The following is a 25072-nucleotide window of genomic DNA, read 5'->3' on the forward strand; positions in this document are numbered from 1 at the left end:
GTCCCCTTTTGCTTGAGTGCTTGATTGCTTGAATATTAGGCAGCGCAGCCGCCGCAAACGGGACAATCGCCGTTGCGTGCCACACCGATACTGGTCCACTCCATATACAGCCCGTCGAGCATCAGCAGCCGGCCGGCCAGTGAGGTCCCGACGTCCATCAACAGCTTGAGCGCTTCGGCTGCCTGCATGGCACCCACCACGCCCACCAGAGGCGCAAACACGCCCATGGTCGAACAGGCTACATCTTCGAATTTCTGATCCTGCGGGAACAGACAGGAATAGCAGGGCTGGGTGCCGCTGCGCGGATCGAACACGCTGATCTGGCCGTCGAAACGGATCACGGCACCCGACACCAGCGGCTTGCCCAGCGCTACGCAAGCGCGATTGACGGCATGGCGCGTGGCGAAGTTGTCGGTACAGTCCAGCACCACGTCGGCTTCGGCCACCAGCGCATGCAGGCGCGCTTCATCGGCGCGCTCGTTGAGCGCGATCACGCTGATTTCAGGATTGATCTGGCCCAGCGTCTGACGCGCCGATTCGGCCTTGGGCTGGCCTACCCGCTCGGTAGTGTGGGCGATCTGGCGCTGCAGATTGGTCAGGTCCACCGTGTCGTTATCCACCAGCGTGATCTGGCCCACGCCAGCGGAAGCCAGATACATCGCGGCCGGCGAACCGAGGCCGCCTGCACCGATCACCAGTGCACGCGCCGCCAGCAGCTTCTGCTGGCCTTCGATACCGATCTGGTCGAGCAGAATATGGCGCGAGTAGCGCAGCAACTGCTGGTCGTTCATGGCCGTGGCGCTGGTGCAGACTTGGCGCTGGCCGCAGCCGAAGCTGCGGCAGTAGCAGACGCCGATGCCGAAGCTGCCGAGGCAGCAGCCGCGCTAGCCGCCGCGGCTGGTGCGTCCGACTTGGATAGCTGCACGGGCTGGCCTTTGAAGTGGCGCAGCGCCTGCTGCAGCTGGAAATCATCCTTGGAGCCGAATTCCACCGGCTTGGATTTCTTCGCCAGCGCAACCGCACGCAGTTCTTCTTCCAGCTCGTCGCGCTGCGGCCCTTGCGACTGGGCGGCTGCCGGATCACTGTCGTTATTCAGATGCTTCTGCAGATCGGCTTCACGTACGCGCAAGCCTTTCATGGCATCGCCTTCCGCGCTCTCATCCACCAGCAGATCCGGCACGATACCGCGCGCCTGTATCGAACGGTTGAGCGGCGTGTAGTAGCGCGCCGTGGTCAACTTGACGGCCGTATCAGCCGTCAGCTGGCGCAGCGTCTGCACCGAGCCTTTGCCAAAAGTCTGCGAACCCATGATGATGGCGCGCTTGTAGTCCTGCAGCGCACCGGCCACGATTTCCGAAGCCGAAGCAGAACCGGCATTCACCAGCACCACCATCGGCACATCCTTGATTGCAGCAGGCAGCTTGGCCAGCGGATCGTTCTTGCCGCGCACGATGTAATACTCTGGGCGGGCATAGAAAGTCTGTTTGGAATCGGCCAGCTGGCCATTGGTGGACACCACCACGGCATCTTTCGGCAGGAAAGCCGCCGAAACGCCAATCGCACCCGGTACTACGCCGCCGGGGTCATTGCGCAGATCAAGCACCAGCCCTTTCAGATGGGGGTCCTGCGCATACAGCGCGGCGAGCTTCTTGGCCATGTCTTCCACGGTCGGCTCCTGGAACTGCGAAATGCGCAGCCATGCATAACCGGGTTCCACCATCTTGGCCTTGACGCTCTGCACGCGGATTTCTTCGCGCGTGATGGTCAGCACCAGCGGCTTGTCTTCATCCTTGCGGCTGATCGTCACCACCACCTTGGTGCGTGGCTCGCCGCGCATTTTCTTCACGCTTTCATCCAGCGACAAGCCTTTGATGGGCGTGCTGTCGATGCGCGTGATCAGGTCACCAGCCTTGATACCAGCCTTGAACGCTGGCGTATCTTCGATCGGCGAGACCACCTTCAGGTAGCCATCCTCCATGCCCACTTCGATGCCGATGCCGACGAATTTGCCTTCGACGGTTTCGCGCATTTCCGCAAAAGCCTTCTTATCGAGGTAGACGGAATGGGGATCGAGCGAGGCCACCATGCCGGAAATAGCTTCCGTCAGCAGCTTCTTGTCATCCACTGGCTCGACGTAGTCACTTTTGATCAGGCCGAAAACATCGGATAGCTGGCGCAGTTCTTCCAGCGGCAGCGGCGAACCGCTGGCTTTCTGCGCTATCGCGGGATACTGCAGGGAGATGGCCACACCAGCCACCATTCCCAGTCCCACCAGGACCATGCTTTTGACTTTGTTGCCCATTTTTCCCGCAAACCTTAAAACTTGATCCAGCCAGCCGGATCGAATGCTGCGCCCTGATGGCGTAACTCGAAGTATAGACCCGATTCTTCCTGCCCGCCGCTGTTACCGGCCGTGGCAATCTGATCGCCGGGTTTGACAATTTCGCCTATGCGCTTGAGCAGCGTCTCGTTATTCCCGTAAATACTCATGTACTGGCCACCGTGATCGACGATGATCAGGTTGCCGAAACCGCGCAGCCAGTCGGCAAATACCACCCGCCCTGCGGCAATAGCCTGTATGCCCGTGCCTTCGCTGGCGCGGATGAACACACCCTTCCAGCTCGGCCCATCGCCCCGTTTGCTGCCGAAGCGGGCCGCCAGTTTGCCACTCACGGGCGGGCGCAACTGCCCTTTCAGACTGGCGAAAGCACCGGCCGGCGCCGCTGGCGCCAGTGCGATATCGGCCGGCCTGGCTGCTTCTTCCTCGCGTGGCTGCGGCTTCGGTGCTTCCACCGGCTTCTGCACCGCCACTTTCGGTTCGTCGGCCGGCTTCACGCTGCCGGCCTTGCCGCCATTCGCGCGGGCCAGCCGCTGGCGCTCGGCCTCGGCGGCCGCCGCCTTGGCCTGCGCACGCGCTTCCGCTTCGGCTTTGGCCTTGGCTTCGGCCCGTGCCGCAGCTAATTGTTCCTGACGTTTTTTCTCGGCCGCCGCCGCAATGGCCTGTTCCTGTATCAGCTTGTTGAGCTTATCCACCAGCCCGCCCAGACGCTGTTCATCGCGTTCCAGATTGCCCGCTTCCTTGCGCTGGGCCACCAGTTTTTTCGACAGATTGGCCAGCAGCGTCGCGCGCCGGCTCTTTTCCTGCTCCAGTTTCTGCTTCTGCTGCTTCTGCTCTTCGGCGATTTCCTGCAGCTCTTCCTTGGCGTTTTCCGCGTCGGCCTGATTGGTTTCTACCGCTTTCAGGTTGGCGCGCAGCGATTCCAGCAGCCGTGCCTGGGCCTGCGAGACATAGGCCATCATCTGCAGATCGCGGTTGATACGGTTGGGGTTATCGCCCGATAGCAGCAGCTTGATACGGTCTTCGTTACCGGCCACATACTGCTCGCGCAGCAGCCTGGCCAGCTGCTGCTTCTGCTGTCCCACCACCTGTGCCAGCCGTTCGTGTTCGACAGCCAGCTGCTGCAGCCGCACGTTGGTGGCGTCCTGCTCCTGCGCCAGCTCGCGCAGCGAACGGTTAGCGTCGGAAATCGCCTGCTCCGATTCAGCCAGCGTATCGGCCGCATCATCCTTGGCGCTTTCCGTCTTGCTGATGTCCTTCTTGAGCGCGCTGAGCTTTTGCTGCAGGCCGGCGCGCTCGGCTTCCGCCGCCGCTTTCTGCTTGCTGCGTTCCGTGGCTTTACCGAAGGTGGCTGCCTGCGCGCCCTGCAACGGCAGCGACAGCAGCAAGGATACTAAGGTCGGCACAGCGGCGCGCTGCAGGGCAGCGCGCCAGCGTGGGAGAGCAATAGGAGACAAATTACTTGGCCTTACCCTGGTTAGCTACGGCAGCCTGCGCTGCCGCAATGGCTTCGGCGTCGCCCAGATAGTAGTGACGGATCGGCTTCAGATTTTCGTCCAGTTCGTACACCAGCGGCTGGCCGTTAGGGATGTTCAGGCCGACGATGTCGTTATCGCTGATACCGTCCAGCATCTTGATCAGGGCGCGCAGGCTGTTGCCGTGGGCCGAGATGATGATTTTCTTGCCAGCACGGATAGCCGGGGCGATTTCTTCTTCCCACACGGGCATCACGCGCGCCACGGTGTCTTTCAGGCATTCGGTCAGCGGAATCTGATCTTTGCTCAGACCGGCGTAGCGCGGGTCGTTGAACGAAGTACGGTCATCGCCCACTTCCAGCGCTGGCGGCGGGGTGTCGTAGCTGCGGCGCCATACCAGCACCTGATCGTCGCCGTACTTGGCGGCGGTTTCGCCCTTGTCCAGACCTTGCAGGGCGCCATAGTGACGCTCGTTCAGGCGCCAGTCGTTTTTCACTGGCAGATACATCATATCCATCTCGTCCATGGCCAGCCAGAGCGTGCGGATGGCGCGTTTCAGTACCGAGGTGTAGGCCAGATCGAAGCTGTAACCGGCATCTTTCAGTACTTTACCGGCGGCTTTGGCTTCGCTCACGCCTTTCTCGGTCAGATCAACATCGGTCCAGCCGGTGAAACGGTTCGAGAGGTTCCAGGTGGACTCGCCATGGCGCATGAAAACGATTTTATACATGTGAACTATCTTCAAAAAAGTGTGAACGGGACGGAAAACCGGTACTGCAAGAACTCTTCCAGCTTCTATTTTATAATGCGCGGATTAAGTTAAACCATTGGATCCCTGTGAAATTCTTCATTGATAATATTTTCGTCATCGGCATCGTGGCTCTTTCGGGCGGTGCTCTGCTGTGGCCGGTACTCACCCAGCGCGGCAAACGCGCCACGCCGCACGAAGTCACGGTCTTGATAAATGGCGGCAAAGCCACCATTGTTGATGTACGCGACGCAACGGAATTTGCCACTGGTCACTTAGCTGGCGCCAAGAACATTCCGCTGGCCGATCTGGACAGCCGCATCGGCGAACTGGAAAAAGCCAAGAGCAAATGCGTGATTCTGGTCTGCCACAGCGGTGCGCGCTCCGGTGCAGCCGCCGGCAAACTGCTGAAAGCGGGCTTCACCGACGTCGTCAATCTGGATGGCGGTGTTGCTGCGTGGCAAAAAGCCAACCTGCCGCTGGTGAAATAAAGGAAGGAAATCTCATGACTGCCCGAGTAATCATGTACACCACTGCCGTATGCCCTTACTGCGTACGCGCCGAACGCCTGCTGGAATCCAAGGGCGTGACCACGCTGGAAAAGATCCGGGTTGATCTGGATCCGGAACAGCGCATGGCCATGATGGAAAAGACCGGCCGCCGTACCGTACCGCAGATTTATATCGGCGACACCCACGTGGGCGGTTTCGACGATCTGTATGCGCTCGATCAAGCCGGTGGCCTTACCCCCTTGTTAAATGGCTAAGCGCCACTAAATACAACGTCAGCATGGTTGAAAAGCTTTGAAATCATAATGATTTTGATACAATTGCCCTCGCGTTTGGATGGCAGTACAACCAAGCAAACATTCTCGGAGCGGCGCAAGCCGCTCGATTTCACTACAACGAAAGCGTTCCATGTCTGACGAAACTCAACAACCAGTTTTCCAAATCCAACGCGTCTACCTGAAGGACCTGTCGCTGGAACAACCAAATTCCCCAGCGATCTTCCTGGAACAAGAAGCTCCTAGCATCGAAGTCGCTCTGGACGTTGGCGCTACGCCACTGGCCGAAGGCATCTTCGAGTCGACCGTCACCATCACCGTGACCGCTAAAGTCAAAGACAAGGTCGCTTTCCTGGTAGAAGGCAAACAAGCCGGTATCTTCGAAGCACGCAACATTCCAGCCGAACAGCTGGATCCGCTGCTGGGCATCGGTTGCCCTAACATCGTTTACCCTTACCTGCGTGCCAACATCGCTGACGTGATCACCCGTGCCGGTTTCCCTCCAGTACATCTGGCAGAAATCAACTTCGAAGTGTTCTACCAGCAACGTCTGCAAGCAATGGCTGAAGCCGCTGCTGCTGCACCAGCTGCCGCCGCTGACGGCGCCACCACCCACTAAGCACGTCTTAGCTGGCTGGTTCCTGCTGCCGGACGCCCGTCCGGCAGCTGCAACACCCCCGATACCGATAGGTAGCGCCCGCGCTGCCATCTGCTGCTAGACTAGTCCATGACCTTTCCCCGCTTTCTGATCAGTCTGTCCCTGATGCTGGCCGCGACCAGCAGCCATGCGTTCGACTTCAAAACCGTGGGTGCCGCCCCTGTAATCCTGTATGACGCCCCTTCCACCAAAGGCGGCAAGCTGTATGTCGTGCCCCGTGGCGCACCGCTGGAAGTGGTGCTGGCCTATGGCGACTGGCTCAAAGTACGCGATGTGGGCGGCGAACTGGCGTGGACCGAAGCCAAAGGCCTCAGCGCCAAACACAACGTCATCGTGCGTGTGGCCAACGCCAAAGTGCGCGCCACCGCCGAAGACAATGCCAGCCCCGCCTTCACTGCTGACAAAGGCGTACTGCTCGAAGTACTGGAACCGGCCGCCAACGGCTGGATCAAGGTGCGTCATCGCGACGGCCTGAGCGGTTACGTCAAGAGTACCGAAGTCTGGGGCATATAATGTTGCCACGGCGCGAGTGCGCCGTCTGGCCAACGAGGTAGTATGCAAGATTCAACTAAACAAACGACGGCTGTCCGTCAGGTCACCGTGCTGGGCGCTGGCGCCTGGGGCACGGCAGTTGCCATGGCGCTGGCCCAGCGTCACGATGTGCTGCTATGGGGCCGCAACAGCGCCGCTATGGAAGCCATGGCCGCAGCGCGCGTCAATCAGGATTACCTGCCCGATCAGCCCTTCCCTGCCGGCCTCAAGGTCAGCGGCGATTTCGCTGCCGCACTGGCCCATGTGGCCAGCCCCGACAGCCTGCTGATTGCAGCCTGCCCTGTGGCCGGTCTGCGCCCGCTGCTGGCGCAACTCAAGGCTTACCCTATCCCCAATGTGGTGTGGCTGTGCAAAGGCTTTGAATACGAGACTGGCTTGCTGCCGCACCAGATCGTGCGCGAAGTGCTGGGCGACAGTGTGGCCGGCGGCGCTCTGTCCGGCCCGTCGTTCGCGCAGGAAGTGGCACGCGGCCTACCGTGTGCCCTGACCATTGCATCGAGCGACGCAACGCTGCGCGAACGCGTGGTCGCCACCGTGCATGGCGGCAATCTGCGGGTGTATTCCAGTACCGATCTGGCTGGCGTGGAAGTGGGTGGCGCCGTCAAGAATGTGCTGGCCATCGCCACCGGCGTGGCCGATGGGCTGGGACTGGGTCTGAATGCACGCGCCGCGCTGATTACGCGCGGGCTGGCTGAAATTACCCGTCTCGGCACTACGCTGGGCGGGCAGACAGAAACCTTTATGGGTCTGACCGGCATGGGCGATCTGATCCTCACCTGCACGGGGGATCTGTCGCGTAACCGCCGCGTGGGTCTGGGGCTGGCGCAAGGCAAGGCGCTCGATCAGATCGTGCAGGAACTGGGCCATGTAGCCGAAGGTGTGCCCTGCGCCAAGGCCGTACGCGAGCTGGCGGCCAAGCTGGGCGTAGATATGCCGATCACGAATGCCGTGGCCGGCGTGCTGTTCGATGGCGATCAGCCGCCAGTGATGGTAGCGCGCCTGCTGGCGCGCGATCCACGCGACGAAGCCGTACAGCGCTAAACACGACTAGCGACAGTGGCCGCTGGCCACTGTCAGTCCTCATTCTTCGCTGATTTCCTCTTTGGCCGTACGCATCCACTGCACCAGCGGATAGGCATCTTTCAGGCCGCTGACCAGCGTCGGCACCAGCAATTCCGGCTGGTTCAGCGGCAGATCGATCTCAGTCCAGACAAAGAAGCTTTTCAGCTTGATGTACTCGATATGCTCGTGCTCGGGATCAAAGCCCTTGGGCGGGCGCTGCAGCTTGCCTTCGTTCTGGATATCGCCGAAGGTCGCACGCAACTTCTTGTTTTTCAACACTTTAGTAAAACCGGCGGCATCGTCCACCATCAGCTGGCGCAGCGCTTTCAGGCGCGGTGGTGGCGGCATGTACTCGCCCGCACCGAACAGCATGCGGCCTGCCGCATCGATCTGCATGTAATAGGTGGGACCACCGGCCTTGCTGGGGCGGCGCATATCGTTGGGCGCTACCGCCGCCGAGAAACGCGTCTTGTACGGGCTTTTGTCATGGGCAAAGCGGACGTCGCGATTGATGCGGAACATGGCTTTCTTGGGATCGCAGAACTTCACGGCCGGATCGAACTTGCCCAGTTCGGCAATCATTTCCGTCACCACCTGCAGGAATTCCGCGCGCAGAATATCGTAGCGGGGCTTGTTCATGATGAACCATGGACGGTTGTTGTTCTCCGTCAGTTCGGACAGAAAATGCTTGAGATCGCGTAAATGCATGTTGTTCCTTATCGCTTGCTGCTGGGGCGCTTGCCCACTTTGACACTGAGCGTGCTTTCCTGATTCTTGCGTAATACTTTGAGGCTGGCTTGCTCGCCCGGCACCAGCTGGGCAATCACGTTCAGCATCTGGTTGGTATCGGTAATCGCCTGCTCGTTGACAGTCAGCAGGATATCGCCCGGTTTCACCCCGCCATGATCGGCCGGTCCGTTCTTCACCACGCCGGCAATGATGGCGCCGCTCTGGCGCTTAAGGCCGAAGCTGCTGGCCAGTTCCGGCGTAATTTCCTGCGTTTCCACGCCCAGCCAGCCCCGTACCACCTGCCCGTTCCTGATGATGGCTTCCATCACCGATTTAGCAGTGGAAACGGGTATGGCAAAGCCTATGCCGATCGAGCCGCCCGTCTGCGAATAGATGGCGGAATTAATGCCCAGCAGGTTGCCATTGGTATCGATCAGCGCGCCACCGGAATTGCCGAAATTGATGGCCGCGTCCGTCTGTATGAAATTCTCGAAATGGTTGATGTGCAGATTGTTGCGGCCCAGCGCAGAGATGATGCCCATGGTGACCGTCTGGCCCACGCCGAAGGGATTGCCGATAGCCAGCACCACATCGCCCACCTGCACCTGATCGACCTGCCCCAGCACCATCACGGGCAGCTTTTCCAGACTGATCTTGATCACTGCCAGATCCGTCTCGGGATCGGTGCCCACCACCTTGGCGGCCGCCTTGCGGCCATCGGCCAGCACCACTTCGATTTCGTCGGCCGCTTCCAACACATGGTTGTTGGTGAGGATATAGCCTTCGGCCGAAACGATCACGCCCGAACCCAGACTGGATTCTTCTTCGTCGGCTTCGCCATCGTGGTCGCGTTCGCCGAAGAATTTTTTAAAGAAGGGATCGCGCAGCAGCGGGTGCTTGCCCCGCTTGGGCTTCTTGCTGGTGAGGATGTTGACCACGGCCGGCATGGCACGCGCTGCCGCTGCACGATAGGAACCGGCTGCCGCGACCGGTGCTTTCGACGGACGCGCTTCCAGCATCACAGCCGGATGCTCGGCATCGCCCATCTGCTGCGGACGCGCAGCCTGACGCCGCTCCGGTCCTACGGCGCTGTACACCATATACAGTGCCAGTAACACGGTCACCGTTTGAGCAAACAATAACCAGAGTCGTCGCATTGCCGTAGGCCTCGCCGTCACGCAGACGGCAGCAGTTTATTTTTCAGGGAGTCGCGGATTTCGCGCAGCAGAGCGATGTCTTCCGGTACCGGTGCTGGCGCCGCTTCAGCCGCTTCCTCAGCCTGCTTGTGGCTCAGATTGCGCGCCTTGTTCATCAGACGCACCATCTGGAAAATCACGAAAGCCAGAATAATGAAATTGAGCAGGATGGTGGCGAAGTTACCGTAAGCGAACACGGCGCCCAGCTTCTTGGCTTCCACCAGACTCAGATTGGACGCCTGGCCATTCAGGCCGATGTAGTAGTTGGCAAAGTCCAGACCGCCAAACAACTTGCCGATGGGTGGCATGATGATATCGGCGACCAGCGAGTCGACGATCTTGCCGAAGGCGCCGCCGATGATCACACCGACTGCCAGATCGACCACATTGCCCTTCATTGCGAATTCTTTGAATTCCTGCATCATTGCCATATTTTTTATCCCCGCTGTGTGGTCAATTGTGAACAAAACCGCGCTTGGATCATACTATTTTTTCAATCAGATTCAAAACACCGCTATCAGATGCGCATTTTGGTGCGGTTTTAGGCTATAAATTTGTCTTGCATCAATATCTACCGTTTGCGCGCCCCCAAGTAGGGCATCACCCTGCAGAATTCAAGCGCGCAACGGCGCATTCTGCAGCAACATGCGGGGCCCGAGGAGGATTTTTTCTTTAGTTCGAAAACTGCTTACCCTATAATTTAAGGTTGCAAGAAGCTCCGTTTATGGGGTTTTCGCTTCCGATTTTGGTGTTTGCGGTTTCGGATTTTGTTCGCACTTTGACTGATTGGGGTTTGTATGAGTAACGAAAAGCAGGTCGATTCCGGCCGACGCGGATTGCTCGTCGCTACTGGCGCGGCGGGTGGTGTAGTGGGGCTGGCAACCGCTGGCGCGTTGGTAAGTACGTTCCAGCCGTCCGAGCGCGCCAAGGCCGCCGGCGCACCGGTAGAAGTGGATATTGGCAGCCTCAATCCGGGCGAAATGAAAACCGTGGAATGGCGCGGTAAGCCCGTCTGGATCATCAAGCGTACGCCTGAGATGATCGCCTCGCTGAAAAACACCGACGGCAAAGTGGCCGACGCTGAATCGAAACGTAATCCGGACGAATTCACCCCGGAATATGCCCGCAACGAACACCGCTCGCGCAAACCGGAAATTCTGGTGGCCGTGGGTATCTGCACCCACCTCGGTTGCTCCCCATCGTCGAAATTCACCCCTGGTCCGCAGCCATCGCTGCCGGACGACTGGGAAGGCGGCTTCCTGTGCCCATGCCACGGCTCGACCTTCGACATGGCTGGCCGCGTGTTCAAGAACAAACCGGCACCGGACAATCTGCAAGTTCCGCGTCACATGTTCCTGAGCGACACCAAGCTGGTGATCGGTAAAGACGAGAAAGGCGAGGCATAAATCATGGCGGCTTTCAAAGAGACCAAATTCCCGGCCGACGCGCCGGCTGCACAAAAAGCCCTGGGCTGGGTCGATGACCGCTTCCCGCTGAGCAAACTGTGGAACGACCAGTGGGGCAAATACTACGCTCCTAAGAACTTCAACTTCTGGTACATCTTCGGCTCGCTGGCCATGCTGGTACTGGTGCTGCAGATCGTTACCGGTATTTTCCTGACCATGCACTACAAACCGGACGCGCTGCTGGCCTTCGCTTCGGTGGAATACATCATGCGCGAAGTACCGTGGGGCTGGCTGGTGCGCTATATGCACTCGACCGGCGCTTCGTCGTTCTTCATCATCGTCTACCTGCACATGACGCGCGGTCTGCTGTACGGTTCGTACCGCAAGCCACGTGAGCTGATCTGGCTGTTCGGTTTCGCCATCTTCCTGTGCCTGATGGCCGAAGCGTTCTTCGGCTACCTGCTGCCATGGGGCCAGATGTCGTACTGGGGCGCCCAGGTGATCGTCAACCTGTTCGGTGCGATTCCGCTGATCGGCCCTGACCTGTCGCTGTGGATCCGTGGTGACTACGTTGTTTCCGACGCTACCCTGAACCGCTTCTTCGCCTTCCACGTGATCGCGATTCCGCTGGTTCTGCTGGGTCTGGTTGCAGCTCACCTGATCGCACTGCACGAAGTGGGTTCGAGCAACCCTGACGGTATCGAAGTGAAAGAAAACCTGGGCGCCGATGGCCATCCAGTGGATTCGATCCCTTCCCACCCTTACTACACCGTACACGATCTGTTCGGCGTATCGATCTTCCTGACCATCTTCAGCGCCGTCGTATTCTTCGCGCCGGAAATGGGCGGTTATTTCCTGGAATACAACAACTTCCTGCCGGGCGATTCGCTGAAAACCCCGCTGCACATTGCACCAACCTGGTACTTCACAGCGTTCTACTCGGTGCTGCGTGCTACCACCGCAGACTTCATGTGGGTACTGATGTTCTTCGTTGCTGGCTACGTCAGCTTCGTGTGGCTGAAGTCGAATCTGGCCCGTACCACCAAGACCGCCATCGCCGCGATCGCTCTGGTGGCCGTGGTCGGCATGCTGCCACAGGTACTCGATGCGAAGTTCTGGGGTGTGGTGTTCTTCGGTGGTTCGGTAGTGATTCTGGCCTTCCTGCCTTGGCTGGATAAATCGCCAGTGAAATCGATCCGCTACCGTCCTGACTGGCACAAATATGTGTACGCCGTGTTCTTCCTGAGCTTCCTGACGCTGGGCTACTTGGGTACCCTGCCACCAACGGAAGGCCGTACGATTATTTCGCAAGTCTGCACGCTGCTCTACTTTAGCTTCTTCCTGTTCATGCCTTGGTGGAGCGCCATGGGCACGTTCAAGAAAGTGCCGGACCGCGTTGTGTACCACGCGCACTGATCGACTTGGCTAAAGTATAAAAAGGACATTACATGAATTTCCCTAAAAAACTGCTCGCCATGCTGGCTCTGGTGCCGGCACTGGCACTGGCCAACGAAGGCGGCGTCGCTCTCGACAAGGCCCCGGACCGTTCCAACAACATGGCTGCCCTGCAGAATGGCGCGAAACTGTTCGTCAATTACTGCCTGAACTGCCATAATGCGTCCTCGATGCGTTACAACCGCCTCAAGGACCTCGGTCTGACGGAAGACCAGATCAAGGCTAACCTGTTGTTTACTGGTGAAAAAGTGGGCGAAATGATGACCACCACCATGCAGCCGAAGGATGCCAAAGCATGGTTCGGCGTGGTACCACCAGATCTGTCGGTGATCGCCCGTGCCAAGGCATCGAACGCCGGCAGCGGCGCCGACTACCTGTACACCTACCTGCGTACGTTCTACAAGGATGACACCCGCCCAACCGGCTGGAACAACCTGGTTCTGAACAATGCAGCGATGCCGCATGTACTGTGGGAGCTGCAAGGTGAACAAAAGGTTAAAATGAAGGAAGTGCCGGATCCGCACGAAGCCGGTAAAATGACGCACCAGTTCGATGGCTTCGAACAAGTTACTCCAGGGAAACTGAGCAAGATCGAGTTCGACAATGCTGTCGGCGATCTGGTCGGTTACATGGAGTGGATGGCCGAACCGGCTGCTGCTACCCGTAAGAAACTCGGTGTAGTCGTGGTCATGTTCATGGCCTTGTTCGCCTTCCTGGCATGGCGTTTGAACGCGTCCTTCTGGAAAGAAGTGAAGTAAAACCAAATCGAGAGCGCCGGTTCGCCGGCGCTTGTTTTTGCGATGCCCGCACTGGCGGGCTAGCGATTCAGGATGAGCCGTTCGCGGCCTCATCCTTTTTGTTTCTAAGGAACTATAAAAAATGATGGTTCTCTACTCGGGTACGACCTGCCCATTTTCGCAACGCTGCCGTCTGGTCCTGTTTGAAAAAGGCATGGACTTCGAAGTGCGCGACGTTGACCTGTTCAACAAACCGGAAGACATTTCGACCATGAATCCTTATGGTCAGGTGCCGATTCTGGTGGAACGCGAACTGATTCTGTACGAATCGAACATCATCAACGAGTACATCGACGAGCGTTTCCCGCACCCGCAACTGATGCCAGCCGACCCGCTGATGCGCGCGCGTGCCCGTCTGATGCTGTTCAACTTCGAAAAAGAACTGTTCGTGCACGTGCACACGCTGGAAAGCGAGCGCGCCAAGGGCAACGACAAGAGCCACGACAAGGCCCGCGCTGAAATCCGCGACCGCCTGACCACGCTGGCTCCGCTGTTCCTCAAGAACAAGTACATGCTGGGCGACGAGTTCTCCATGCTGGACGTAGCCGTGGCTCCGCTGCTGTGGCGCCTCGACCACTACGGCATCGAACTGTCGAAAACCGCGGCACCGCTGATGAAATACGCCGAGCGCATCTTCTCGCGCCCAGCCTATATCGAAGCGCTGACCCCGTCGGAAAAGGTAATGCGCCGCTAAGCGCAGCACCGCTGTTCTTGAAGTCTATCGGCGCGTTTGCTGGCTCAGTCTGGCGGCGCGCCGGGTTTTATCGCAGTCTGGAAGCCCATGTCTGAAATTTCTACCAAGCCCTATATGCTGCGCGCCATTTACGAATGGTGCACCGATAGCGGCTACACGCCGTATCTGGCCGTCAAAGTCGACCGTGCTACCACGGTGCCAATGGAATACGTGAAAAACGGCGAAATCGTGCTCAACATCAGCTTCGGCGCCACTTCCGGCCTGAAGATGGACAACGATGCGATCCGCTTCCACGCCCGTTTCGGCGGCGTGTCGCGCGAGATCTTCGTGCCGGTCAACAATGTGATCGCCATCTACGCCAGCGAAAACGGTCAGGGCATGGCCTTCGAGCCGACGCTGGGCATGGGTGAGGACGAGCTGGAAGACGAGGAAGAAGATAGCGCACCGACGCTGTCGCTGGCCCCTGCTGCCAGTCCCGCCGCCAGCCCTGCGGCCACGGAAAGCGCACCGTCCGGTACGCCGGACGATGATGGTACGCCACCCAAAAAGGGCGGCCGCCCCACCCTCACGCGTATCAAATAGCGTATAATTCGCCCCGTACAAGTTTCGCCGACTTAGCTCATTTGGTAGAGCAGTTGATTTGTAATCATCAGGTGGCCAGTTCGAAACCGGCAGTCGGCACCAAAATTCAGCAGGAAAAACAAAGGGTTACAGGCTTCGGCGTGTAACCCTTTTTTCTTGCTTGCGATCTGCGGCGAGGTTTGTACCCCACTTGTACCCCACTTTACTCAACACTTTCCCCGCCGCATGCGACAACTCCGGCAAAGCATGGAGGTCGGCTCCACGGCAGCCCGAGATATGATAAGTTTCCAATATTCTAAAATTGGAGGGATAGATGAAACTTGATCGAGAGTTGCAGCGCGAGATGTTGGAATTCTTGTCAGACCACTACGCTGGCTTGCCGCAGCAGGTCTTCCCGTCCCGTGAAATGACGGAAGCAGAGGACGACAAGTACACGGCCAATTTGCTCTACCTCGAAGCTCACGGATTGGTCGAAGCTGGGCTTCAGCAAGGTCTTGATGGCCATTGGATGAGCAGCGGAGCAAGAATCACTGCACGCGGGTTAGATTTTCTCGCAGATGACGGCGGGCTTACCGCCATACTGGGAACCGTTACGGTAAAACTGCACGACGACACAATTAAGGATCTGATCGGCGAACGGATCGAACAATCCGATCTTCCAGAAGATGAAAAACTTAGCTTGCTGAACCAGCTCAAAGAATTACGCGGCGAGAGCTTGAAGCACCTCACCATGAAGGTCTTGGACGCCGGGCTGGAAAATGCACCCAAGCTGTTGCCCTTGCTACAGCAATTCTTTACCAATTGATGGCATGCACACCGTGTGGCGCGTCAACATCCCGCGCTACAGCCCTGCATCCACGGTCAATTCCGCCAGCTTGACGCCGAGCGCGTCAGCTATGCGGGCCAAATGGAGTAGACCCGCGTTCTGCTCACCACGCTCGATTGCTCCAAGATAGGAGCGGTCAATTCCGCTCAAATGAGCAAGTTCCTCCTGAGAGATGCCTACTGCGGCACGCGCAGCACGAACCGCATTGCCAAAGGCAACAAGCACGGGTTCTTTTGCATTCGGAGAGGCAGTTGGCATTCATTCATCTTCGCGGTATCATCCGCGTCACGCCACGGGTAATCTTCCCCATTCCGGCACGCCCATAACAGAGAGTAGACGCTTGAAAAAAATAAAATTGGCGAGCCTAATGCTCGTCGCCGGCTGCGCCAGCAACTCCGGCATCATCCCAATCGGCAAGGATACCTACATGGTCAGCCGCCAAGCTGCCACCGGGTTTAGTGGCTCCGGTACGCTCAAGGCCGAAGCCTTCCAAGAGGCCAGCGCCCACTGCGCCAAACAAGGGAAGTCGTTACAGGTCGTCAGCACGCAGGAAGCGCAGCCGCCGTTCTTGTTGGGCAACTACCCCAAGGCAGAGGTTCAATTCATGTGCCTGACCGATGGTGATGCTGAGCTGGCGCGGCCGAAGTTGAAGCCAAAGGCAGAGGTGTCCGTCGAGGTAAAAAATGCATATTGATGTAATTGCGCGCGACAGCAGCATGGAGGTATTGCCGCCTGAGGAAACAGAGCAACAGCGAGAGCAAATAAGGCAACAGGCGCTCGCAGACAGCGCGCGCGGCCTGTCCATAGACGAACGTTACATATTGCGCCGTTTAGTCAGCGTTGTCAGTCAGAACGCGGTCGGCACCCACCCCCATTGGGGGGCATTGATCTCGATCCCTGTGAAGGAGTTTGCCGCGCGTACCGGCATCACCCCAAAGATAGCCCGTCGGCGACTTGACGTTGCGGTGCATGCGCTCTTCGGGCGCGTAGTCAAAATGGAATTCTATGACTGGGGTACCGATTTCTGCTGGGTAACCAAGATCAGCTCTGGGGAAGAGTTCGTTGACTTGGAATTTTCGAACTTTTTCCTTGAGTATCTTAAGCAGGTTGTCGGCGGCGTCAATGTAGACACCAGCAAAGGGCTGCTCTCGTTCGCCGATGCCCTCAACGAGCCTGTCGCTGCGGCGCGAGGTACCAAAATTCCAGCTGACCTGTCGGTGGTGCTCATAAGCCGCCTGCAAGCACGCGGCAAGCGCCCCAAGTCCCTGAAATGGCACCAACTCAGTTGCCGAGTACGTAAACGACTAAGAAAGCACCTGACGCCCGATGAAATCGAGGAGGTGATGCAGGTAGCGGAAAACAATAGTCCACAAGCGAGGTTGCGCAGGCGACACTATAACTATTCACATCGGGATATCGACGGTCTGTTTGACTGGATCATGGGGCACAAGGACAAGCCAGACTTCACTGAAGACTAAAAACCACCCGCGATTGGCGGCTGCCAATTGAACTTACCTCTATGGCAACTTTTTCGTTCGCTTATAACATCGCCAGCGACGGCGGAACTTGGGATGCTCCAGACGGAGGCTACTTCATCGATATTCGTGGCGATGCGGGCCAAGCTACCCGTTTCGAGATAAATTGAAGTACCAGCGGCTCTTTTAGCCCTGACGCAAGGCAAGGCGGCTCCAGAGAAGAATTTTCTAGTAAGGGATGACTGCTCAGACCCGGAATGCCTGCGCTCAACCCACTATACCATCGCTATTTCACGAAGCGATGAACTGCCAATGCAGCAACATGAACTGCAATTTGCCCTATTGTTGCACACGCAACATCGCCTAAATGAACCCGTACTAGCGATCCCGCGCTCTGTACTGCGCACCCTATTTGACGCCGACCGATCGTTGAGCCAAGCACTGGAGGATGCCATATATGACTCTGCCCCATTTCAACGCGATGTTTATATCAGTGATAAAAACACTGCTGTGAGACTGGTTGATCTTGGCATCATTGCCCCCGCCGCATTGCCGAACCAGTATGTCCTGCTGGATATTGAGGTACGCTAGGGCAGCAGTTGCCCCTCATCGCGTGCCGCTGCTTCGCCACGTTCGCTTAACATGGCATTGGCCAATTTATTGAGATAGGCGCTTAGCCACCAGATAATCGCCATGCCAATTATCAAAGTCAGGGTCAGCAAAGCGACGGCTTGAAGTACAAAGGCGCGCACTGGCGCAGCGGCTTCTTCCAGCGGTATGCCGATGACGACGCTCCACTTACTTACCGAAGATCGACTAAATGCTGTCATAACAGGTATGCCGTCCAGCGTCACATCATCGTAGGCACCTTCGTTGTCGGTGTTTAATTTTTCGAGAAGTTTTGCAAGCACGGGGCGCCCTGTAAACCGAGCAGCTTCATGCGTGCGTGTGACGATTTTCCCCTGAGTATCAATGATGGCTGCACGCCAGCTCTTCGATAGCTTCTGCTCTGCAAGGATGTTGTCCAATGCATCGGGAGTATAGGTCGCGTTCAGGGAGTATGTCACTTCGCCATTCTGGCGCAGCGGCACAGATAGAGTGAAGATGTATTGGCGATCCACCGGATTCACAAACAAACTGGAAATGCCCGGCAATCCGGTACTGATGGTCTGTGCCAATAGCGGGGCTGAGCGCAGGGTGGGAAGTGCTGTACCAAATGGGCGCTTGGTAGACAGAATCATCTGACCACCCGGTTCGAGTAAGAGGATGCTACTAGCGCCAAGGTCCCTTGCGGACTGCTGTGCTTCGGCATGGAACTCAGCAAAACGCCGCTCTTGCCAAAGTCCGTTATTACCCAACGTTTTAAGTACACTATGGGTACGTAAGAATTCGCGGTCCAGTACGGACATCACTGTACGTGCGCGCGCTATCGCCATCGTTCTAGCGTGTTCATCTTGCTGACGGAAGATGTGAAATAGCAACACCGCCATACCTATAACCAGTGGTAGTAGCGAAGCAAACATCAGTCCGACGAATAGCTTCCTTATTCTGGTAAGTCGGTCAGGTAAAGAGTTCAACTTAATCACCACTGAAAGCACTTAATAGGATGAGTCGGGCTTGCTTTTTACAAACTAGTGTAACAGAGTAGTTATATCGGATAAAAATAAATTATCAAAATGGAAATTTCATTTTTTAGTCGATCCAGCTTTCGCACTCAGCTCGCCCTCGCCTTCGGCATCCTCACCTTTGTAGTGCTAGTTTCATCCAGTCTCCTTTGGGGTGTCTGGTTCAGCGATTTGCTGCAAAAATCTATTCAGAACGAGTTACAAGCGCGGGTACATGCGGCATCGGAATTGATCGTGGCAGGATTAAGTGATCGCAGCGCGGAGATTATCGAACTATCCCGTACCCCTGATCTAATGCAGTCCACCGAAAGCGTCGCTTTATTGCAGAAACGCATAGACAGTAAGCGGAGCTTACGCGCCGAATATGCATGGATAGGAGTTGCCACTCCAGAAGGGGCCGTGATCGCTGCTGCGGGAAAAATGCTGCTTGGAAAGGACGTCACCCAACGTGAGTGGTTCAAAGTCGGGCGCTCAGCTCCTTGGATGGGAGATGTGCATGAAGCTGTCCTGCTTAGCCGCCTTTTGCCACGCGAAAATGCCAACGAACCCTTACGCTTTATAGATATTGCAGCGCCAGTACAAAATATGAAAGGCGAACTGCTAGGTGTTCTTGGTGCGCATCTCCACTGGAGTTGGGTCACTCGTCTGGCCGAAACGTTGTTGCCTGATGATGCCGAATCACGCCAAATGCAGTTCTACATCCTAAATCGTGAAGGAGTAACGTTGTATCCGTTTGCCGATACCGGCAAGACGTCGTTTAAACAAAGTAACGAACTCAGAGTCAATGCGAGTGAAATAATCTGGGCTGACCAACATACCTATGTGACGGCCCAAGCAAGCCTACCCCAAACACCAGACCAACATCTGGGGTGGCGGATTGTACTCCGTCAGCCAGTTGACGTGGCCTATGGCCCGTTGCGCCGACTGGCGCTGCAAATGGTAGTCGTGACCTTGTTGATAGCATTGGGCGCAGCTTGGCTTGCCTACCGGGTCGCCGGCTTTATAAATGCGCCCATTACGTTGCTTGAACTGGCAGTGAAGCGCTTGGGGAAAGACGCGGATCAAGTCGAGGTACCCAAGCGCCTGCCGCAAGAACTACGTACGCTGGCGAAGGCTATCCAGACAGCGTCCAGCGATCTAGCTGCGAGCCGTCAGGAGCTGGTCGAGGCCAACGAACTGCTAGAGCAACGGGTCAAGGATCGCACTAGGGCGCTAGGACTCGCCAACGATGCACTCGCGCAGCAGGCATTGACAGATGGGCTAACCAGTGTGGCGAACCGCCGTGCCTTTGACTTGAAATTGGCCGAACTACACGCACTCTCTGCTCGTACCCAACAAGCCTATGGCGTGCTGCTAATTGACGCCGATCACTTCAAACACGTAAATGACACTTATGGCCACGATGTCGGCGATCAAGTGCTGACAGGGATTGCTGGCCAGATCACAAGTTCGGTACGTGCCACAGATTTTGTCGCCCGCTACGGCGGCGAAGAATTTGTCGTGATGATGTATCCGGTGACGAGTCCATCTGAACTTGCAGGTGTTGCAGAGAAGCTGCGCCACAACATTGAACAGCACACTTTCCCATCGGTGGGACGGGTTACTATTAGCCTTGGAGGATGCATTGTTCAGGGCTGCTCTGTTGAACGTGACAGTGTTCTGAAGGCTGCGGACAACGCGCTGTATCGTTCCAAGACTGAGGGGCGCAACCGCTATACGCTAGGGTTAGAGTCCACTGCTCTCTGACCGTATCAGCCAACCATTACACCAAACGAATGTAGCGACTTCTTCATGTCCGCAAGTTCACCTGCAAGCTCTTGGAGGCGGCGATGGGACTGAGCCACAGAACGCGCCATCTGCACGCTCGCCAAGATGAACAGGACGGTTACTACCCATTGAAATGCCAAAGTGAAGTCTTGCATGTGAATGGTGTGGAGGTTGAGGAACAACCAGTATGTCGTTACAAAAGTAATTCGACCACTTCGTCCACGCGCGTGCGCGAAAAATTTTGACGGGCTGACTGATCTCACGATTCGACAAGGGGCATGCCTTGTCCCTCCCCCCCCCCCCCCTTGGGTTCGAGAGCAAATGGTCGGAACAAGCCATTGCAGGCGATTTGCCACTCCCATCGAGTTGCGCCTGCGTATGTTAGAGCTTCCATGCCTACGGCGGATAGCGGCAACAGAGGGCGTTAAGCCCGATCAGGTACAAAAATGTTTTTCTAAGTTTTTGGCAAACCAGTCTCAGAATTCAATCTTCATCATCTACGAAGGAATTCAAAATGAAAAATGACATTACCTTAGACCTCCTTGCCACCATAGTGACCGGCTTGCCAGCCGCACTTGACGCAGCGGGGCGCAATTTAAGCGTAGTAACAATAATCTGCGAAGCCGTAATCGTCTACGGTATCCTTGCTGTTCTGCGCATCTGGAGTGCGCCGCGATGGTGGTCGTCAACGCGATGCAAACAAGTTGGTGATATGCACGGTGCCTTAGTTCCGTCTTGATTAACGAGTCGATGGCACCGCCCGCAATTACTCAGATCATTCGCTGCACAGGGACTGGTGCATATTCTGCACCGCGAGCTACGCCGTGGTCGCCTGCGATACGCTCCAACGCTACAAGACGATCAAGGCGTTTGTTCGTGCGCGTGCAACAGCCATTCCGCGATGTTGGCCATGGAGCGCACTGCATTCTTGGCTTGTACATCCGTCACGGTCGGCAACCAAGGGCGTCCGTGCCCAGTGCCTTGCTTATTTCGCATCCCATTTATGCCGAGCGCCAAAGTGAACTGTCCACGCTCGATCTTGCACTTCCATGGTTCACTGGGCTGAACTGGATGTGCGGCCGTGACCATGCCGACCGCAACAAATGCCATCCCGAGCAGCGCTTCAAAGTTAGCACCTGTCGGGTACAACCCGGTGCGCTCAACAAGCACATGGGCAGCAGTAGCCTCTAGAAGATCTTTTGCCGTACCAGTTATAAGAGCGGCATCTTCATTACCGTGCTGTGCCCGTCGGATGTATCGCTTGAGGGCCTCGGTCATCTGTACGCCAGTGAGATTATCCAATACCAGCGGATGCAGCTCGCCGTCCGAAGATAGTATGAACCCCTCTGCACGGAAGGCATTGACCGCGTTCTTGATCGGCTCAGTACCAACGTAGTTGCTGGAATCCGGCCGGAAACCGCCAGCGGCCCGAAGAAAGCTGATAAGGCTTTCCACCAGTGCTTCGCCTTGCGGGCGATTATTGGCCAATGCCCAACTCAACACTGCGCGTATTCGCTTGGCTTTACCGACCGTCTGGCCATGCGCTTTCGGGTCTCCGGCGGTCAAGCTCGCTCGACCTACAATGAAGTCAATCTGTGAGTGTGTAGGGTCGCGCCGATCCTCACTCTGAGCATCATCAACGAGGCTCGCAACTGCAAAAAGGATGGCATCGGAAAGGGGAGCAGGCATAACGCTGAAAGTGACTATTGACGACGAATCATTATGGCCCAGTGAGATCAGGCCGTGGGCAAAAAAAGTGACGGGCTGACCGAGCCTCAGCAGATAAGGAGGGGCACCTTTGCCCCCATAGGTCTAGGAATTAGTATCCACGCGCCGCGATAATCTCAGAAATCTGTTCGATAGTTAGCGGGGAGCGAGGTTCGCCCAGCTCTTTCCACTTACCGATCATTTTTCGGTATGTTGATTCCATTTCAGAATGTGAGTTAACCCCGTGCTCGCCTAGTTGTTCCACATAGCGGCGATCCGCAGCCAAGGCAGAGGTAAAGCCATACAGCGCGCCTTCGTTGTTGCCGTCAAAACCCGGCCATTGAACATCGGACTCTTTAATCTCCGCAGGGCTGCCAAGACGTAGCCAGCTACTGTGCAGAGTCTGATACAGGCTGAGTGCATCGAGAACAAATCGGGTTGTGGCTTTGTCCATTTCAGGCGAAATCCAACTCAATACCTCCCGATACAGGAACTCATGGCCGTCGCGGAGATTTTTAGCCAAGCGGCCGTAACTTTCGTCACCCTCAAGGCGCTCTAAAATTTGATATTGATTTGCAAGGATCAGACGCTCAGCATCCGTTAATTTGATATCCATTTATTAACCCTTTGTTCGTTTTGAAAAAACCAACATTGGCATTGGCATCACGATTACAAGAGGCAAAGGAATAATTTCTTTATATCATTTTTCTCGCTCATCGACATGAGATTCCTAAGTTAGGAATCCCACATTGAGCATCCAAGCGGGTTTGCAGGTGAAATGTGTAAAAAAATGTGCGAAATTACCGCTCTTTTTGCCGCTGACGGCACCATGGGCGTCATCTAGACTAGAGTCCTACCTTGGTTCATGGCACAATAAATTGCATATTAATCATCAACCATTAGGAATAGTATGGGCGAAAAAAAAACGTTGTCTCCATCGCTGGAACTGGCTCGGAAAGATGAGGCTCCCGCTTTGCCGGAAGAGTGTTTTGTCATCATGCCAATTTCTGACCGGCCGGGGTATGACTCTGGTCACTTCACAAAAGTCTATGAGGATGTCTTTAAACCTGCTTGCACCTCTGCTGGCTACAACGCAACACGGGCAGACGACGTCAAAGAGAGTAATCTCATCCATTTGGACATACTTAAGCGCGTGGTGCATTCCCCGATGGCAATCTGCGACCTCAGCAGTCGTAACCCGAACGTGTTGTTTGAGCTTGGGCTGCGGCAGGCTTTCGATAAGCCAACTATTTTGGTCAAGGACAAAGAAACCCCGGAAATCTTCGATATTGCTCCCATTAGGTACACCCCCTATCGCCAGTCATTGCGATACCGTGAGGTTATCGAGGACCAACAAGCCATTGCTCAAGCATTGCTGGCCACCAAAGGCGCGTTAGGACAGGAGCACAATGTGAACTCTCTAATTAAGTTATTAGAACTGGCAGGGCCAGCCGCTATTAACGAAAATCGCAAGTCCGATCCGCAAGACTATTTTCAAATTTTGATGGCAGAGATATCTCAATTGAAACATGAAGTGAGATTCGGCCGTGTGGTGGGTTCAAAACGCCTTGCTCCAATCCGCGTGCCAACCGCCCCTCCCGATATGGTGGTAAAGCAACTGCGAGACAGAATTAAGAACGTAGAGAATTTGATAAAGAATAATGCCCCGGAAAATATTTATCGTCTGCATCTTGGCGAGGCTCTCGCATACGGTGAAGACGCTCTTCGCGACTACAGTGCCAGAGCTGATCCAGAGGCCAGCGTGCAGATGCAGTTAATTATGCAATATCTTGACTCCCTTCGTGCTATTCAAGAAATGGTTTGATGCGAGTGAAGGTTTACGCTCGCTGATCACTGGGGGAGCTTGCCAACTATTCGCCTAACTATGCCGTTAGGGGAGCGTTAAAATGTAATCAAACGTCAACGCAGTTATCGTGCGCGTACAACAACGACATTGGGCCGGCTCCGTCGACATGCAAGGCAGTAAGACCTATTCTCATTATCAAAAGACGGTGAATTTTTCTAAACCTTCTCCAATCCTTGTAGAAGGCAAAAATAGATGTAAGTAACTGATATATAAAGAGAATATATATAATAATATATAACCTTCTCTCCTTCTCCACCCCACTCACTCTCGTCGGAAACTCCCATTACTTGCCTGCCGAGCAAGCCACACATCCATGCATCTGAAAAAAGGTGGATGTTCGCTCCTTAACTCGGAAAAAGCCAGCAAAAATGCGGGTTTCACGCCAACAGCCTACGAAAATTAAAGTGGATGTTCAGTGGATGTTAGTAGATGTGCTGTCCTGCCGCGTTGACCAACGCCTCGCCAGCCCAGTATAGTGCTGCGCCACTTATCATCGTTGACAGCCTATTATGAGCTTTAAACTAATGCCTTCGCTGCCTGACGCACTACAAATTCTGTCTGCTTCCACTGGGATTACTTGGACGCGAACTAGTTTTTTTCAGGCTATCATCGACAACGTGTTGCCCTTGCGCGCGACCACTCCAAACAACCTTCTTGTGGTTGACAACATGGGGAAAGCCGACTTCGACGCAGGGTTCCAAGAACTTGAATTCCGCAGGCTCGCACTGCTGGACAGCTACACCATCAAGGATCTGGCCTTGAACGGAGATGCCTATACGAGGGCTGTTGCACTTGATCCCGGCGATCCGGGCTTCCTGACGTGGCCTGAGATTAAAGCAAGCCGGAGCCGCAGTCGGGAGCACTTCATGGGTGAATCTACGTTCATGTTTTCGCAGTTCGTGCATGTGACGGATGACACCTGCCGTGTGCCACCTGAAACCATTGCGGAATTGGAGGCGCTCATGCCGGGACGCGCGCCATCTTCCGTTAAAGTTGGTACAACCAACACCACGTATCTTATGAAGCGGAATTCACTGGATGGCCCCATTGAACAAGCCATTAAGCGCGCTGGTTCGACCTCCAGCGGCATTGTCTGGATTCACTTGCGTGACCTCGCGCTGGAAGGCGTATCGCCATTTACCGGGCGGGTGGAAAAGGACGTACTTGAGTACACCAACGACAAAAATCAGCTTAAAACTTTGAGTAAGGATGCGGTTAAAAAACGCCTGCTGAAGTATCGCCGTTCTAGCCGGACGGAATAACGACCTATTGTGGGTGGTGCCGGGAGAAGGTTGGGGAGGTTTAGGGGAGGCTTGGGGTCGTTCATGG

At 56.0% G+C, this 25072-nt stretch carries 28 protein-coding genes and 1 tRNA gene; 18 read left to right on the forward strand and 11 right to left on the reverse strand.

The genetic code is table 11. The features are described 5' to 3' along the window. Positions 1–35: 35 nt before the first annotated feature. The 4 genes from ABNT42_RS20765 to gpmA form a co-directional block, all read right to left on the reverse strand. A complete protein-coding gene (locus tag ABNT42_RS20765; protein ID WP_348700265.1) occupies positions 36–791 on the reverse strand; it encodes a HesA/MoeB/ThiF family protein in 756 nt (251 codons plus the stop codon). Then, complete coding sequence (locus ABNT42_RS20770) at positions 788–2302, reverse strand: S41 family peptidase (protein ID WP_348700267.1); 1515 nt, start codon at positions 2300–2302, stop codon at positions 788–790. Before ABNT42_RS20770 ends, ABNT42_RS20765 begins: the two co-directional genes overlap by 4 nt. Positions 2303–2316: 14 nt before the next feature. Further along, positions 2317–3714, reverse strand: a complete 1398-nt coding sequence (locus ABNT42_RS20775; RefSeq protein WP_348700464.1) for a peptidoglycan DD-metalloendopeptidase family protein — start codon at positions 3712–3714, stop codon at positions 2317–2319. An 82-nt stretch (positions 3715–3796) separates the two neighbouring features. Continuing rightward, on the reverse strand, positions 3797–4543 hold the full coding sequence (gpmA, locus tag ABNT42_RS20780; RefSeq protein WP_348700269.1) for a 2,3-diphosphoglycerate-dependent phosphoglycerate mutase: 747 nt from the start codon (positions 4541–4543) through the stop codon (positions 3797–3799). Between the two features lie 107 nt (positions 4544–4650). Between gpmA and ABNT42_RS20785 the strand changes: the two genes are divergently transcribed. The 5 genes from ABNT42_RS20785 to ABNT42_RS20805 all read left to right on the forward strand — a co-directional run bounded on the left by ABNT42_RS20785 (position 4651) and on the right by ABNT42_RS20805 (position 7596). After that, positions 4651–5052 carry a rhodanese-like domain-containing protein gene (locus ABNT42_RS20785; RefSeq protein WP_348700271.1) on the forward strand — a complete coding sequence of 134 codons (402 nt, stop codon included), beginning with the start codon at positions 4651–4653 and terminating at the stop codon, positions 5050–5052. 14 nt (positions 5053–5066) lie between these two features. Then, positions 5067–5327: a glutaredoxin 3 gene (grxC, locus tag ABNT42_RS20790; protein ID WP_348700276.1), complete on the forward strand. Its 261-nt coding sequence runs from the start codon at positions 5067–5069 to the stop codon at positions 5325–5327. Between the two features lie 151 nt (positions 5328–5478). Beyond that, positions 5479–5964: a protein-export chaperone SecB gene (gene secB / locus ABNT42_RS20795; RefSeq protein WP_348700278.1), complete on the forward strand. Its 486-nt coding sequence runs from the start codon at positions 5479–5481 to the stop codon at positions 5962–5964. A gap of 108 nt (positions 5965–6072) precedes the next feature. Then, a complete protein-coding gene (locus ABNT42_RS20800) occupies positions 6073–6516 on the forward strand; it encodes an SH3 domain-containing protein (protein WP_348700280.1) in 444 nt (147 codons plus the stop codon). 42 nt (positions 6517–6558) lie between these two features. Continuing rightward, positions 6559–7596 carry an NAD(P)H-dependent glycerol-3-phosphate dehydrogenase gene (locus tag ABNT42_RS20805; RefSeq protein WP_348700282.1) on the forward strand — a complete coding sequence of 346 codons (1038 nt, stop codon included), beginning with the start codon at positions 6559–6561 and terminating at the stop codon, positions 7594–7596. Between the two features lie 39 nt (positions 7597–7635). Here the strand turns inward: ABNT42_RS20805 and ABNT42_RS20810 are convergent, their stop codons facing one another. Genes ABNT42_RS20810 through mscL form a run of 3 tightly spaced genes read right to left on the reverse strand, consistent with a single transcriptional unit; the run spans position 7636 to position 9973 of the window. Beyond that, positions 7636–8325 (reverse strand): DUF2461 domain-containing protein, encoded by a 690-nt coding sequence (locus ABNT42_RS20810; protein ID WP_348700283.1) that lies wholly within the window; start codon positions 8323–8325, stop codon positions 7636–7638. Positions 8326–8333: 8 nt separating this feature from the next. After that, a complete protein-coding gene (locus tag ABNT42_RS20815) occupies positions 8334–9503 on the reverse strand; it encodes a Do family serine endopeptidase (RefSeq protein ID WP_348700285.1) in 1170 nt (389 codons plus the stop codon). Positions 9504–9520: 17 nt separating this feature from the next. Next, on the reverse strand, positions 9521–9973 hold the full coding sequence (gene mscL / locus ABNT42_RS20820; RefSeq protein WP_348700287.1) for a large conductance mechanosensitive channel protein MscL: 453 nt from the start codon (positions 9971–9973) through the stop codon (positions 9521–9523). A 366-nt stretch (positions 9974–10339) separates the two neighbouring features. On the opposite strand from mscL, the gene petA reads away from it, so the two are divergent. From petA to ABNT42_RS20855, 7 genes are all read left to right on the forward strand, one after another. Continuing rightward, entirely contained in the window at positions 10340–10948 is a 609-nt protein-coding gene (petA, locus tag ABNT42_RS20825; protein ID WP_155435449.1) for a ubiquinol-cytochrome c reductase iron-sulfur subunit, read from the forward strand. A 3-nt stretch (positions 10949–10951) separates the two neighbouring features. After that, a complete protein-coding gene (locus tag ABNT42_RS20830; protein ID WP_348700289.1) occupies positions 10952–12364 on the forward strand; it encodes a cytochrome bc complex cytochrome b subunit in 1413 nt (470 codons plus the stop codon). 32 nt (positions 12365–12396) lie between these two features. Next, on the forward strand, positions 12397–13161 hold the full coding sequence (locus tag ABNT42_RS20835; protein WP_348700291.1) for a cytochrome c1: 765 nt from the start codon (positions 12397–12399) through the stop codon (positions 13159–13161). Positions 13162–13282: 121 nt separating this feature from the next. Next, positions 13283–13894: a glutathione S-transferase N-terminal domain-containing protein gene (locus tag ABNT42_RS20840; protein WP_072788101.1), complete on the forward strand. Its 612-nt coding sequence runs from the start codon at positions 13283–13285 to the stop codon at positions 13892–13894. An 87-nt stretch (positions 13895–13981) separates the two neighbouring features. Next, a complete protein-coding gene (locus ABNT42_RS20845) occupies positions 13982–14476 on the forward strand; it encodes a ClpXP protease specificity-enhancing factor (protein WP_348700294.1) in 495 nt (164 codons plus the stop codon). 26 nt (positions 14477–14502) lie between these two features. Further along, positions 14503–14578 (forward strand) — tRNA-Thr (locus tag ABNT42_RS20850). 211 nt (positions 14579–14789) lie between these two features. Further along, positions 14790–15281 (forward strand): hypothetical protein, encoded by a 492-nt coding sequence (locus tag ABNT42_RS20855; protein ID WP_348700296.1) that lies wholly within the window; start codon positions 14790–14792, stop codon positions 15279–15281. A gap of 36 nt (positions 15282–15317) precedes the next feature. Here the strand turns inward: ABNT42_RS20855 and ABNT42_RS20860 are convergent, their stop codons facing one another. Then, positions 15318–15560: a helix-turn-helix transcriptional regulator gene (locus ABNT42_RS20860; RefSeq protein ID WP_348700298.1), complete on the reverse strand. Its 243-nt coding sequence runs from the start codon at positions 15558–15560 to the stop codon at positions 15318–15320. 82 nt (positions 15561–15642) lie between these two features. Between ABNT42_RS20860 and ABNT42_RS20865 the strand changes: the two genes are divergently transcribed. The 3 genes from ABNT42_RS20865 to ABNT42_RS20875 all read left to right on the forward strand — a co-directional run bounded on the left by ABNT42_RS20865 (position 15643) and on the right by ABNT42_RS20875 (position 17368). Continuing rightward, positions 15643–15996 (forward strand): hypothetical protein, encoded by a 354-nt coding sequence (locus ABNT42_RS20865; protein WP_348700300.1) that lies wholly within the window; start codon positions 15643–15645, stop codon positions 15994–15996. Continuing rightward, positions 15986–16780 (forward strand): RepB family plasmid replication initiator protein, encoded by a 795-nt coding sequence (locus ABNT42_RS20870; RefSeq protein WP_348700302.1) that lies wholly within the window; start codon positions 15986–15988, stop codon positions 16778–16780. Before ABNT42_RS20865 ends, ABNT42_RS20870 begins: the two co-directional genes overlap by 11 nt. A gap of 309 nt (positions 16781–17089) precedes the next feature. Beyond that, on the forward strand, positions 17090–17368 hold the full coding sequence (locus tag ABNT42_RS20875) for a hypothetical protein (RefSeq protein WP_348700304.1): 279 nt from the start codon (positions 17090–17092) through the stop codon (positions 17366–17368). Here the strand turns inward: ABNT42_RS20875 and ABNT42_RS20880 are convergent. Beyond that, a complete protein-coding gene (locus ABNT42_RS20880; protein ID WP_348700306.1) occupies positions 17365–18267 on the reverse strand; it encodes a cache domain-containing protein in 903 nt (300 codons plus the stop codon). The genes ABNT42_RS20875 and ABNT42_RS20880 overlap by 4 nt on opposite strands. Before the next feature lie 186 nt (positions 18268–18453). Here ABNT42_RS20880 and ABNT42_RS20885 point away from each other — a divergent pair, with 186 nt between their 5' ends. Continuing rightward, entirely contained in the window at positions 18454–20148 is a 1695-nt protein-coding gene (locus ABNT42_RS20885; protein ID WP_348700308.1) for a diguanylate cyclase, read from the forward strand. A gap of 882 nt (positions 20149–21030) precedes the next feature. On the opposite strand, the gene ABNT42_RS20890 is transcribed toward ABNT42_RS20885, so the two are convergent. Further along, positions 21031–21858 carry an abortive infection family protein gene (locus ABNT42_RS20890; RefSeq protein WP_348700309.1) on the reverse strand — a complete coding sequence of 276 codons (828 nt, stop codon included), beginning with the start codon at positions 21856–21858 and terminating at the stop codon, positions 21031–21033. Between the two features lie 130 nt (positions 21859–21988). Then, on the reverse strand, positions 21989–22492 hold the full coding sequence (locus ABNT42_RS20895) for a YfbU family protein (protein ID WP_348700310.1): 504 nt from the start codon (positions 22490–22492) through the stop codon (positions 21989–21991). Positions 22493–22786: 294 nt separating this feature from the next. Between ABNT42_RS20895 and ABNT42_RS20900 the strand changes: the two genes are divergently transcribed. Together ABNT42_RS20900 and ABNT42_RS20905 are read left to right on the forward strand one after the other, a co-directional pair. Further along, a complete protein-coding gene (locus ABNT42_RS20900) occupies positions 22787–23701 on the forward strand; it encodes a hypothetical protein (RefSeq protein ID WP_348700311.1) in 915 nt (304 codons plus the stop codon). Between the two features lie 551 nt (positions 23702–24252). Beyond that, complete coding sequence (locus ABNT42_RS20905) at positions 24253–25005, forward strand: hypothetical protein (RefSeq protein ID WP_348700313.1); 753 nt, start codon at positions 24253–24255, stop codon at positions 25003–25005. Positions 25006–25072: the final 67 nt, after the last annotated feature.

This window comes from Duganella fentianensis, from assembly GCF_964031615.1.
Lineage (GTDB): Bacteria > Pseudomonadota > Gammaproteobacteria > Burkholderiales > Burkholderiaceae_D > Rugamonas > Rugamonas fentianensis_A.